This window comes from Cupriavidus basilensis OR16 (genome assembly GCF_000243095.1).
Taxonomy (GTDB): Bacteria; Pseudomonadota; Gammaproteobacteria; order Burkholderiales; family Burkholderiaceae; genus Cupriavidus; species Cupriavidus basilensis_D.
Genome location: NZ_AHJE01000008.1, coordinates 16,212 through 28,279 on the forward strand (window position 1 = coordinate 16,212; position 12,068 = coordinate 28,279).

The window sequence follows — 12,068 nt, forward strand, 5'->3', positions numbered from 1 at the left end:
TTATACGAGAAACACCCTCTTCATCATGTGCGACCAGCTCCGCCAGGACCATCTGGCGTGCTACGGCCACCCCACCCTGCGCACCAGGCACATCGACGCCCTGGCCGCCCGGGGCGTGCGCTTCACCAAGGCGTTCGTCACCTCCGGCGTCTGCGGCCCGAGCCGCATGAGCTTCTACACCGGACGCTACCCGAGCAGCCACGGCGCCACCTGGAACCGCGTGCCGCTGTCTGTCGGGGAAGTGACGCTGGGCGAGTACCTGAAAGACAGCCACCGCGCACTGGCGCTGGCCGGCAAGACCCATGTCATGCCCGACAACGCCAACATGAAGCGCCTGCACCTGGACGGCGGCAACGAGCTGGAAACCCTGCTGCGCAGCGGCCATTTTGTCGAAGTCGACCGCCATGACGGCCATCACGCAGAGCCACACAGCGCTTATGCCGAGTGGCTGCGCAAGCAGGGCTACGACAGCGCCGACCCGTGGACGGACTATGTGATCAGCGCCGAAAACGCGCAGGGCGAGATCGTCTCAGGCTGGCAGATGCGCAATGCGGGCTTGCCGGCGCGCGTGGCGCAGGCGCATTCGGAGACGGCTTATACGGTCGGGCAGGCAATGCGGTACATCGCCGCGCGCGGCGATGACCCCTGGGTGCTGCACCTGTCGCTGGTCAAGCCGCACTGGCCCTATATGGCGCCCGCGCCCTACCATGCGGCCTACTCGCTGGACGACTGCCTGCCGCTCAAGCGCCACGACGCGGAACTGGAAGACCCGCATCCGGTGCTCGACGCCTACCGCACGCAGGAAGAATGCGCCAACTTCATGCGCCGCGAAGTCTCGGACACGGTGCGCCCCGCCTACCAGGGCCTGGTGCAGCAGATCGACGACCGGCTCGGCGAGTTGTGGGAACAACTGGAGCGCCTGGGCCGCTGGGAAGACACGCTGATCGTGTTCACCGCCGATCACGGCGACTTCCTTGGCGACCACTGGCTGGGCGAGAAGGAGCAGTTCTACGACACCGTGCAGAACATCCCGCTGATCGTCTACGACCCCTCGGCCGAAGCCGACGCCACGCGCGGCAGCGCGGATGCGCGCATGGTCTCGGCCGTGGACGTGGTGCCCACGGTACTGGACGCACTGGGCCTGCCGCCGGCCGACCATCGCGTGGATCGCGTGGAAGGCCGCTCGCTGCTGGATCTCACGCGCGCGCGCGGCAATGGCCCATGGCGCGACTTCGTGGTGTCGGAACTGGACTACGCGTATCGCGGCGCGCGGATTGCGCTGGGCCGGCAGCCGGGCGAGTGCCGGGCATGGATGGTGCGCAATGCGCGCTGGAAGTATGTGCACTGGCAGGGTTTCCGAGCGCAATTGTTCGACCTGGAACGCGACCCGGACGAATTCTTCGACCTCGGCGAGGATGCCGGCCACGAAGCGATCCGCGCCACGATGCGGTTGCATCTGCTGGAATGGTTCTGCACGCTCAAGCCGCGCACCACCGTGACAAATGACGAGGTTGCCGCCAAGACCAACGTGTACAAGCAGGCGGGCGTGTTTTTCGGCGTGTGGTGAAGCTGGCCGTTGATCGTTGCGGGCCAGGCCGGAATGCCACCCAGGGCTAAAGATTCCCGCCAGTCTGGCCGTAATACCGCTCAGGCCACCTTGGGCACCAGAGCCAGGGCGATGGCCGGGCGGGGGAAATCCGGGCGCAAGCCTTCGGATCTTGTCAGGCAAGCACAGGAATTCCTCGCCACGATCATTGAACACAACCGCTGCAAGGTGTTGAAATGGGCAACGTAGTCCTGCTCGAGGACGAGGTCGAACTGCGCGAGGAAATAGCGGCCTTCCTGCAAAAGCGCGGCTGGACGGTCAGCCAGGCCGGCAGCCTGGCGCAATTCGCGCCGCTGGCCGCACAGGCCGACATTGCCGTCATCGACGTCATGCTCCCCGACGGTACGGGTTTCGACGCGGCCAGCCGCCTGCGCAAGGCGCGGCCCGGCTGCGGCATTGTCATGCTCACGGCCCGCGGCGAAACGCAGGACAAGCTGCACGGCCTGAACGACGGCGCGGATCACTATCTGGTCAAACCGATCAAGCTGCTCGAATTCGATGCCATCCTGCGCGCCCTGGGCCGCCGGGTCATCGCCAACTGGCGGCTCGACCGGCAGGCCTGCACGCTGGTGGCGCCGGCGGGAACCCGCCTTGCCGTGTCGTCCAACGAGAGCAAATTGCTCGAAATGCTGGCGCTCCATCCCACGGAGCCCGTCAATCGCCGCCAGATCGCCGAAGGCTTCGGCTTCGACTGGCTGAGCTACGACGAGCGCCGGCTGGAAACCATGGTCAGCCGCCTGCGGCAGCGCTGGCGCAACGAATCGGGCAGTGAATTGCCGCTCAGGACCGCCCACCGCAAGGGCTACACGTTCGCCGCGCCCATCTCGCTGGCCTGAACCTGCACACCCGGCCGCGCCGACGGCAGGAAAATCGTGGCACGGCAACCCTGCCCCGGCGCGCTATCCAGGTTCAAGGTGCCGCCCTGCATTTCCACCATGCGCCGGGCCAGCGACAAGCCGAGCCCGGTGCCAGGCTTCCGGCCGGCATTCTGGCCGCGGTAAAAACGGTCGAATACGCGTGGCAGGTCCGCCGGCGCGATGCCCGGGCCGTTGTCCCGCACCTCCAGCACCACGCCGTCGACCACCAACCTGCCCGCCAAGACCACCCGGCAGCCCGCGGGCGTGTACTTCACCGCATTGTCGGCCAGCGTGCGCAATGCCAGCCGCAGCAGGCTGGCGTCGCACAGGAAGGCTTCCGGCAGGCGTTCCCCATCCACCTCCAGCCGGTGCCCCTCTGAAAGCAGTTGCGCTGCCGCCGCGGCATCCGCCAGCAAGTCCGACAGGCTGGTGGGCGACGGCCGGGAGCCATGGCGCAGCAACTCGAAGCCATCTTCATGCAGGGAGTCATTGAGCAGCATGGTCAGGCGTTGGGTGGCGCGCAGGATCTTCTGGTACCGGGCCGAGGTCTGCGGGTCATCATGGGCATCGTCCAGGTCCAGGTTCTGGGCGGTGGCATCGATCACCGCCAGCGGCGTGCGCAGTTCATGCGAGACCGTGGACAGGAACTGCCGCTGCTCCTCCTGCGCGCGCCGCTCCAGCGACAGCGACGCCTCCACCTGCGCCATGGCGTCCCTGAGCGCCTGGGTGCGCAGGGCGACCTTGACCTCCAGGTCACGCTCGGCCTGACGGGCCACGCGCAAGGCTTCGGCCTGAGCGGCCTCCTTTTCGGCGCGCATGTCGGTGTAGCGCCAGCTGATGGCCGAATTCATGATGAGCAGGAACGCCATCATGCCCAGGTAGTTGGCGTTATCGACGAACGCGCCGGGATCGATCGCGCCGATATTGCGCGCCAGGCGCAGCACGGTGCCGCCAAAGAGCAGGACCAGGACGAACAAAAGCACACGCGCGGCCTTTTGGCCGCGCCAGGTCATCACCGCGGAAGCGATCAGCAGTATCCCCATGGTGACGATGCCCCAGAGCAGCGCCAGTGGGCGTATCCACCAGACGTCGCCCAGCAGCAAGCAAGGGGTCATGACCACCGCCACGCCCCAGGCCAGCACCGAAAAGCCGATCGCCCAACGCCGCCACGGCGACTCGTACAGGCCCAGGTAGTGCGCCGTGAACAAGGTGCCAAGCGGTGTCGCAAAAAACCAGCTCACCACGTACAAGGCATCGCTCGTCAGCGGCCATCCAGGCAGGAGGTACTGGTACGTGAAGCCCTCCGCGGACAGCGAGGTGAACAGGTTGGCCAGTACGGTAAGGCTGAACAGGCCAAAGGAAAGATTGCGCGTCACCCAGTAAAACCAGACGCTGGTAATCAGCAAGACCAGGTGGGCCGCGTAGAACAAGCCAAACAGAAGCAGTTCGGTGCCGATGAAGGAAATGAACGCGTCCGGCGACCACGCCACCAGCGGAAAGCTCATCGTGCTGGTACTGCGCACGCGCAGATAGAGCGTGACCGGCTGCTCCGGCGGCAGGTCGAGCCGAAACACCGGGTTCCGGTAATCGACGTCGCGCCCCACCACCGGCTGCCTGTCGCCAGCCACCCGCTGCGCGTATCCGCCCGCCTTTTGCGGCGCGAACAGCGTGACGTCGTCCAGCAACGCGGAGCGCAGCTCCAGCAGCCATATCGGCGCCGCGTCCGCGGGGCGGGTCAGCGTGATGCGCAGCCAGACGGCCCCGTGGACGTAGCCAAGCGCTGGTGGAGAGTCCTGGGCCTGGAAGGCCGCCGCCACCTCGGGCCGCGCCAACTGGTCCACGGTCAACGCATCCTGTGGATCGCGCAGCAGTGCCCAATGCTGGCCGAGCGAGACCTCGCCCGACTGCGGCAGGCGCATGTCGGCCCACGCGGCGGAGTGCCCCGCCCAGCACAAGAGAACAATCCAGAATAGCCGCAGCATTGCCCCCTCCAATTGATGCTTCGCGGAAAAGGCCACGACTATATCTCAGCAAGGATTGGGCTTTTTCACTTTCCTTGGCAATGTCAGTATTTGTAAGTTTTGCGCTGGTTCCTTTGGATAGGATCGGCTTGATCAAAGCACTCGACTCCCATCCGCCATGCGTAATCCAGCCCGTCGCACCCACTGCGATATGCAACACCGAGGAACCAGTCAGTGACGACGCCTCAAGACAAAGCGCTGCGGCCCCGCTCAGCCACCCACGGCGCCGTCGCCACCGCGGGCCTGGCGGCGTTCCTGCTTGCCGTCACCATCGTGCGGACCGACCGGCCCTTCGGCGACAACATGGTCCATTCGGCCCTGTTCATCGTCGGGGTGACGGCAGCGGCCATCTTCCTGCTCGACCTGGGCTGGCAGAAGGTGCACTTGCGCGCTGCCACCGGCCTGGATTTTTCCCGGGACAATCCGTCGTGGCACCGCAGCCTGGCCAAATTTGCGGGCCTCCTTGGCAGCATGGGCTTTGTCGGCCTGCTGTACTGGCTGCTCCCCGAATACCACGCGGCCTTCTACGAGCGCTATTTCTCCATGCTGGCCATCGTGCTGCCGGCCTGGGCCGCACTGGCGCTGCCCTATTTCTTCTTCGTCGACCGCAAGATGGCCCGACCCTTGGATGGCTACTGGCACATGGGCAAGCTGGTCACGCTGCAGTGGGGCAAGGAGGATGGCAAGGTGGCGGGGCAGCATCTGCTCGCCTGGTTGATCAAGGGCTTCTTCCTGCCCCTGATGTTCACCTATATGTGCAATGACCTGGCGCGTTTCGTCGCCGCCGACTTTGCACTGCTGACGAGCTTCAAGGCCTGGTTCGACCTGCTCTACGGCTTCATGTACTTCATCGATGTGGGCCTGGTCGTGATGGGCTACCTGATGGCGCTGCGCATCACCGACACGCACGTGCGCTCGGCTGAGCCGTCCATGCTGGGCTGGGCGATGGCGCTGGCATGCTATGAACCGTTCTGGTCGCTGATCGGGCGGCAGTACCTGCATTACGAGACCGGCCTGCAGTGGGGTGCGTGGCTTTGGAACACACCGCTGCTCTATGGCATCTGGGGCAGTGCGATCCTGGTGCTGACGGCGATCTACGTCTGGGCTACGGTGATCTTCGGCGCGCGGTTCTCGAACCTGACCCACCGGGGCATCATCACCAACGGGCCTTACCGGTGGACCAAGCATCCCGCCTATGTGGCCAAGAACCTGTCCTGGTGGATGATCTCCATCCCCTTCATGGCCCATGGCTCCGCGGATGAGACGCTGCGCCACTGCCTGTTGCTGCTGGCCTTGAACGGCATCTACGCGATGCGGGCCATGACGGAAGAGCGGCATTTGTCCCAGGATCCGGACTACGTGGCTTACGCCAGATGGATCGACCACAACGGTATGTTCCGCTTCCTGCGGGTTCTGCCCGTGCTGGGGAACCTGCGCTACGGCCGCCGGCGCCGCTTGAGCCGAGCGCCTGATTACCCCACGAACCGATATCCCACCCCCACTTCCGTCATCAGGTGCGAGGGCTGCGCGGGATCGGCTTCCAGCTTGTGCCGCAGGTGCCCCATGTACACCCGCAGGTAGTGGCTGCTCTCCGAGTGCGCGGGCCCCCAGACCTCGCGCAGCAGTTCGCGGTGCGTCATGACCTTGCCGCGATGCGCGATCAGCACGGCGAGCAGGCGGTACTCGATCGGCGTCAGGTGCACATCCTGCCCGGAGCGGGTCACCACGCGGTTGGCCAGGTCGATCTGCACCTCGCCAAAGGCGATCTGCGGCGTGCCTTGCGGATTGGTCTTGGCGTGCCGGCGCAGCAGCACGCGCACGCGCGCGATCAGCTCCCCAACGCCGAAGGGCTTGGTCAGGTAGTCGTCCGCGCCGGCGTCCAGGGCGGCGATCTTGTCGTCTTCGCCGGAGCGCGCCGAAAGCACCAGCACCGGCACTTCGGTCCAGGTGCGCATCTCGCGGATCAGCGTCATGCCGTCGCCGTCGGGCAGGCCCAGGTCGAGGATCACCACGTCGGGCTGGCGCGTGCCGGCATCGATCAGGCCGCGCTTGAGCGTCTCGGCCTCATGCACGGCGCAGCCTTCCGCCTGCAGTGCCTCGCGCACAAAGCGCCGGATATGCGGCTCGTCTTCGACCAGCAAGACCGTTGGCGAGAATTCGAATGCCATTTCAGTTGGACTCCTTGTTTGCTGCGTCGTGCGCGACCAGCCCGGCAGCGCTTGCGCGGGCGGGCGCTTGCTGCGGTTCGGGCGCCTCGGACGGTTTGGGCGCCTCGGACGGTTCGGGCTCGATCGTGGGCGGATTGCCGCGTGGCAGCGCCACGACAAAGCGCGCGCCGGTGTGGTCCGCATTCACGCTCTCCACCCAGATGCGGCCGCCATGCACCTGCACGATGGCCTCGCACACGGCCAGGCCAAGCCCAACGCCAGCGGTCGCGGACTCGCGCTCGCCGCGCGTGAATTTCTGAAAGATCGAGAGTTCCTGCCCGTGCGGCACGCCGGGGCCATCGTCCGCCACCGCGAGCCGCACTTCGGCATCGACCACTTCGCCGGAGATGCGGATGGCGGTGCCTGGCGGCGTGTACTTGGCGGCGTTCTCCAGCAGGTTGCACAGCACCCGCTCCATCAGCACCGCGTCGCACTCCACCAGCGGCAGCGCCGACAGGTCCGCGACCGATACGCGGTGCCGCGACAGCGCATCGCGCATGCCGGCCAGCGCCGCGCCGACCAGTTCTTCGAGCGACTGCCACTCTTTTTGCATGCGCACATCGCGGCTTTGCAGGCGCGCCATATCGAGCAGGTTGACCACCATGGTGCGCATGCGCAGCGCCTGCTCGCGCATCGCGCCGACGGTTTCAGACAGCGACGGCGGCAGCGGTGGCTCCGTGCGCTGCATGGTCTCGGCCATGCCGATCAGGCTGGTCAGCGGCGTGCGCAGATCATGCGAGACGGCGGCCAGCAGCGAGCTGCGCAGCCGCTCCGACTCCATCGATACCAGCGCCTGCTGCGCCACCTCCACATAATGCAGCCGCTCGATGGCGATGGCGATCAGCGTGGCGAACACGTCGATCTGCCGGCGCCGCTCGGGCCGCGCGAAGGCGCGCCACTCCTGCGGCTCCACCGCCAGCACGCCGCGCGTCTGCATGGGCGCCTTGAGCGGCAGGTAGAGCACGGTGCTGCCCGGCAGCGTGTGGGTGCCGGTGCCGGCAGGCTGGCCGTGATCGAACACCCATTGCGCCAGCACGGAATCGATGGCGTCATTGCCGCGTTGGGTGGGATCGATCACCGGCGGCATCAGCCGTCCCTTGGGCGAGACCAGGAAGAACGCCGAGCGCGCACCCAGCGCGGCGTACAGGAAGCGGCTGCTGACATCGATGATCTGCTCGGGCATCAGCGCGGCGGACAGCTCGCGCGCCAGCTCGTAGAGCGTGCGCGCATCGGTCTCGCGCTCCACCGACACCTGGGCCTGCTCGCGCAGCCCGGCGGTAAGCTGGCCGATCACCAGGCCCACCGTCAGCAACACCACGAACGTCACCAGGTACTGCACGTCGCTGACGGCGAAGGACATGCGCGGCGGCACGAAGAAAAAATCGAAGGCCGCCACCGACACCACCGAGGCCAGCGCTGCGGGGCCGCGCCCGTGCCGCAGCGCCACCGCCACCACCGCGGCCAGGAACAGCATGGCGATATTGACCATGTCGAACCAGGTACGCGCCAGCATCGACAACAGGCTGGCGCCCGCGCACCACGCTATCGCCCACAGGTAGTCGATGCGGTGCGCCACCACGCCGCTGTCGTCGTTGCGCGCCGGATCCTCGCGCACATCGGCGCGCCCGCCCGACGGTTGCGCGCGGCCGCGCTTATCGGCGCCCATGGCGTCGGCGGCCACGCGGATCACGTCGATCTCCGGGCAGCCGAGCGCCAGCGAATCGGCAAAGCTATGGCGCCCGAACAGCCAGGCGCGCGCGCCCAGGAACGGCGACAGGCCGAGTGCCAGCAGCGCCCGGCCGCGAGCCAGGAGGCTGCCGCCGCCGCGGTGCCAGTTGCCGGGGGCCCGCCCGACCACCACCTTGGTGAGGTTGTGGCGCCGCACATAACCCGCCACCGCCTGCACGATATCGCTGCCAGCCAGCGTCTCGGTGCGCGCGCCCAGCTCTTCGGCCAGCCGCATCGCCTCCTCGATATTCGCGCGCTCGTGCCCGGCCAGCGGCGCCAGGCGCGGCGTGGCCACCGTGACCACGTGCCAGTCGCAATCGAGCTGCCCGGCCAGCCGGCGCGCGCTCTTGACCACCTGCGCGGCATCGTCGCCGGTGCCGATGCACGCGAGCACCGCCTCGCGCGTACGCCACACCGGGCGGATCGATTCGGCATGGCGGTAGGCGCGCACGTCGTCGTCGACGCGATCCGCGGTGCGGCGCAGCGCGAGTTCGCGCAACGCGATCAGGTTGCCCTTGCGGAAGAAATTGGTGGCCGCGGTGCGCGCCTGCTCCGGCAGGTAGACCTTGCCGTCACGCAGGCGCCGCAGCAATTCGTCAGCCGGCAGGTCCACCAGGATGACTTCGTCGGCGTCGTCGAAAACCGTGTCGGGCACGGTTTCCCACACGCGGATGCCGGTGATGCCACCCACCGCCTCATTGAGGCTGTCCAGGTGCTGGACGTTGACGGTGGTCCACACGTCGATGCCGGCCGAGAGCAATTCCTCGATGTCCTGCCAGCGCTTGGGGTGGCGGCTGCCGGACGCGTTGGAGTGCGCCAGCTCGTCGACCAGGATCAGCGCCGGGCGCCTGGCCAGCGCGCCGTCCAGGTCGAACTCCTGCAGCACGCGGTCGTCCAGCTTGTGATGCGGCATGGCCTTCATCGGCAGCCGCTCCAGCCCCTCGATCAGCGCCTCGGTCTCGGCGCGGCCATGGGTCTCCACCACGCCGATCAGGACATCGCTGCCTTGCTCGCGCAGCGCCCGGGCCGCGGTCAGCATGGCGAAGGTCTTGCCCACGCCGGCGGAGGCGCCGAAATACACCCGCAGCTTGCCGCGCGCGGCGCGCTCGCCTTCCTGCTGCATGCGTTGCAGCAAGGCGTCGGGATCGGGCCGGTCGGGGGTGTCGCGCTGGGCGGTGTCAGGCATGGTGGGGGTCATTGCCCGGGAGGAAGATGGATGCAGACGATTGTGCCACGCTTAGCCATACCATAATGACGGCTGCAACTCCCTCCAGCGCCGCGCGCCAGAGGGAGAAACCCAACCTCACCGCTTCTCGGCATCCAGGGCCAGGTTCAACTGGAGCACGTTCACCACCGGATCCCCCATCACCGCAAGCAGCGGCTTTTCGGTGTTGGCCGCGACCAGTGCCTCTACGCGCTCCAGCGGCAAGCCGCGCAAGCGGGCCACGCGCGCCGCCTGATACTGTGCCGCGGCCGGGCTGATCTGCGGATCGAGGCCACTGCCGGATGCCGTGACCAGATCCACCGGCACCGCCGCCTTGTTGCCGGGATCCGCCTCGCGCAGCGCGTCGATACGCGCGCGCGCGGCATCGGTCAGGGCCGGGTTGCTCGGGCCGAGGTTGGAGCCGCCGGAAGCCGCCGCGTTATATGGCATGGGCGCGGTGGCCGACAGGCGGCCCCAGAAGTACTTGGGATCCGAGAACGGCTGGCCGATCAGTTCCGAGCCGATCACCTTGCCGTCCTTGACGATCAGCGAGCCCGCCGCTTCATGCGGGAACACGGCGCGCGAGATGCCGGTGATCACGCCGGGGTACAGCAGGCCGGTAACGGCCGACAGCGCGACGAAGATCGTCAGCATGGGGCGCAGCAGCCCCCCCTGGATGGGCGTGGCGGACTGGGCGGGTTGGACTTGCGTATTCATGGATGGCTCCGTTTATGTTCAGCGCGTTCGATGCGTTCGATGCGTTCGGTGCTGCGCTCAGACCCAGCCGAACAGGGTCAGGATCATGTCGATGACCTTGATACCAACAAAGGGCACCAGGATGCCGCCGAGGCCGTACACCAGCAGGTTGCGCCGCAGCAAGATGGCCGCGCCGAGCGGCCGGTACACCACGCCGCGCAGCGCCAGCGGGATCAGCACCACGATGATCAGCGCGTTGAAGATCACCGCCGACAGGATCGCCGAGGCCGGCGTCGACAAGCCCATCACGTTGAGCTGGTTGAGCTGCGGGTACGTGGTGGCAAACGCGGCCGGGATGATGGCGAAGTACTTCGCCACGTCGTTGGCCACGCTGAAGGTGGTCAGCGAGCCGCGTGTCATGAGCATCTGCTTGCCGATCTCGACAATCTCGATCAGCTTGGTCGGATTGCTGTCGAGGTCGACCATGTTGCCGGCTTCCTTCGCCGCCTGCGTGCCGCTGTTCATCGCCACCGCCACGTCGGCCTGCGCCAGCGCCGGGGCATCGTTGGTGCCGTCGCCGGTCATCGCCACCAGGCGGCCTTCGGCCTGGTAGTCGCGGATCAGCCTGAGCTTGGCCTCGGGCGTGGCTTCGGCGAGGAAGTCATCGACGCCGGCTTCCGCTGCGATCGACGCGGCGGTGAGCCGGTTGTCGCCGGTGATCATCACCGTCTTGATGCCCATCTTGCGCAGCTCGCCAAAGCGCTCGCGAATGCCGGCCTTGACGATGTCCTTGAGCTCCACCACGCCAAGCACGCGCACAGTCTCGCCATTGCCATCGGCGCTGGACTCCGCCACCACCAGCGGCGTGCTGCCGGCGCGGGCCACGTCGTCCACGGCCTGCATCACGGCGTCGGGGAACTTGCCCGCGCGCTCGGTCACATACTTGCGCACGGCATCGGCAGCGCCCTTGCGCACGCTGCGCCCGCCGGCATCCACGCCACTCATGCGGGTCTGCGCGGTGAACGGCACGAAGATCGGGCGCAGCGCGCTGATATCGGGCGTGGCGGCGCCAGCCTGCTGGCGCGCCAGCGTCACGATGCTGCGGCCTTCCGGCGTTTCATCGGCCAGCGACGACAGCCACGCGGCTTCGGCCAGTTGCAGCGCCGACACGCCGGGCGCTGCAATGAAGCGCGAAGCCTGGCGATTGCCGTGCGTGATGGTGCCGGTCTTGTCGAGCAGCAGCACGTCCACGTCGCCGGCGGCCTCCACCGCGCGGCCCGAGGTGGCGATCACGTTGGCTTCCATCATGCGGCTCATGCCGGCCACGCCGATGGCCGACAGCAGGCCGCCGATGGTGGTCGGGATCAGGCACACCAGCAGCGCGATCAGCACGGTGATGGTGACGGGCATGCCGGCCTTGGCGACGAACACGCTGTACACCGAGAACGGCTGCAGCGTGGCGGTCGCCAGCAGCAGCACGATGGTCAGGCCCACCAGCAGGATGGTCAGCGCCAGTTCGTTCGGCGTCTTCTGGCGCTTGGCGCCTTCCACCATGGTGATCATGCGGTCGATGAAGCTCTCGCCCGGATTGGTGGTGATGCGCACCACGATCCAGTCGGACAGCACACGCGTGCCGCCGGTGACCGAGGAAAAATCACCGCCGGATTCGCGGATCACGGGCGCCGATTCGCCGGTGATGGCGCTCTCGTCCACCGAGGCCACGCCTTCGATCACGTCCCCGTCGCCGGG

Annotated in this window: 7 protein-coding genes and 1 pseudogene; 3 read left to right on the forward strand and 5 right to left on the reverse strand. The window is 67.3% G+C overall.

Going from position 1 to position 12,068, the window contains the following annotated elements:
• Positions 1–7: 7 nt before the first annotated feature.
• Both OR16_RS02970 and OR16_RS02975 read left to right on the forward strand, forming a co-directional pair.
• A pseudogene (locus OR16_RS02970) lies at positions 8–1,567 on the forward strand (sulfatase-like hydrolase/transferase); the annotation flags it as partial.
• 215 nt (positions 1,568–1,782) lie between these two features.
• Complete coding sequence (locus OR16_RS02975) at positions 1,783–2,442, forward strand: response regulator transcription factor (RefSeq protein ID WP_006156475.1); 660 nt, start codon at positions 1,783–1,785, stop codon at positions 2,440–2,442.
• On the opposite strand, the gene OR16_RS02980 is transcribed toward OR16_RS02975, so the two are convergent.
• Positions 2,409–4,445 carry a sensor histidine kinase gene (locus OR16_RS02980; RefSeq protein WP_006156476.1) on the reverse strand — a complete coding sequence of 679 codons (2,037 nt, stop codon included), beginning with the start codon at positions 4,443–4,445 and terminating at the stop codon, positions 2,409–2,411. The two genes, OR16_RS02975 and OR16_RS02980, sit on opposite strands and share 34 nt — an antisense overlap.
• Before the next feature lie 213 nt (positions 4,446–4,658).
• Here OR16_RS02980 and OR16_RS02985 point away from each other — a divergent pair, with 213 nt between their 5' ends.
• Positions 4,659–6,065 (forward strand): isoprenylcysteine carboxylmethyltransferase family protein, encoded by a 1,407-nt coding sequence (locus OR16_RS02985; RefSeq protein ID WP_006156477.1) that lies wholly within the window; start codon positions 4,659–4,661, stop codon positions 6,063–6,065.
• Here OR16_RS02985 and kdpE read toward each other — a convergent pair.
• The 4 genes from kdpE to kdpB all read right to left on the reverse strand — a co-directional run.
• A complete protein-coding gene (gene kdpE, locus OR16_RS40740) occupies positions 5,957–6,652 on the reverse strand; it encodes a two-component system response regulator KdpE (protein WP_081488639.1) in 696 nt (231 codons plus the stop codon). The genes OR16_RS02985 and kdpE overlap by 109 nt on opposite strands.
• A gap of 1 nt (position 6,653) precedes the next feature.
• A complete protein-coding gene (locus tag OR16_RS02990; RefSeq protein WP_006156479.1) occupies positions 6,654–9,605 on the reverse strand; it encodes a DUF4118 domain-containing protein in 2,952 nt (983 codons plus the stop codon).
• A 117-nt stretch (positions 9,606–9,722) separates the two neighbouring features.
• Positions 9,723–10,340, reverse strand: a complete 618-nt coding sequence (kdpC, locus tag OR16_RS02995) for a potassium-transporting ATPase subunit KdpC (RefSeq protein ID WP_006156480.1) — start codon at positions 10,338–10,340, stop codon at positions 9,723–9,725.
• A 57-nt stretch (positions 10,341–10,397) separates the two neighbouring features.
• The coding region (kdpB, locus tag OR16_RS03000) for a potassium-transporting ATPase subunit KdpB (RefSeq protein ID WP_006156481.1) at positions 10,398–12,068 on the reverse strand (1,671 nt) is incomplete at its 5' end.

Coding starts and splice junctions, on each gene's coding strand:
- kdpE (WP_081488639.1), bottom strand. CDS start 6,652: ATGGCATTCGAATTCTCGCCAACGGTCTTGCTGGTCGAAGACGAGCCG.
- kdpC (WP_006156480.1), bottom strand. CDS start 10,340: ATGAATACGCAAGTCCAACCCGCCCAGTCCGCCACGCCCATCCAGGGG.
- OR16_RS02990 (WP_006156479.1), bottom strand. CDS start 9,605: ATGCCTGACACCGCCCAGCGCGACACCCCCGACCGGCCCGATCCCGAC.
- OR16_RS02980 (WP_006156476.1), bottom strand. CDS start 4,445: ATGCTGCGGCTATTCTGGATTGTTCTCTTGTGCTGGGCGGGGCACTCC.
- OR16_RS02975 (WP_006156475.1), top strand. CDS start 1,783: ATGGGCAACGTAGTCCTGCTCGAGGACGAGGTCGAACTGCGCGAGGAA.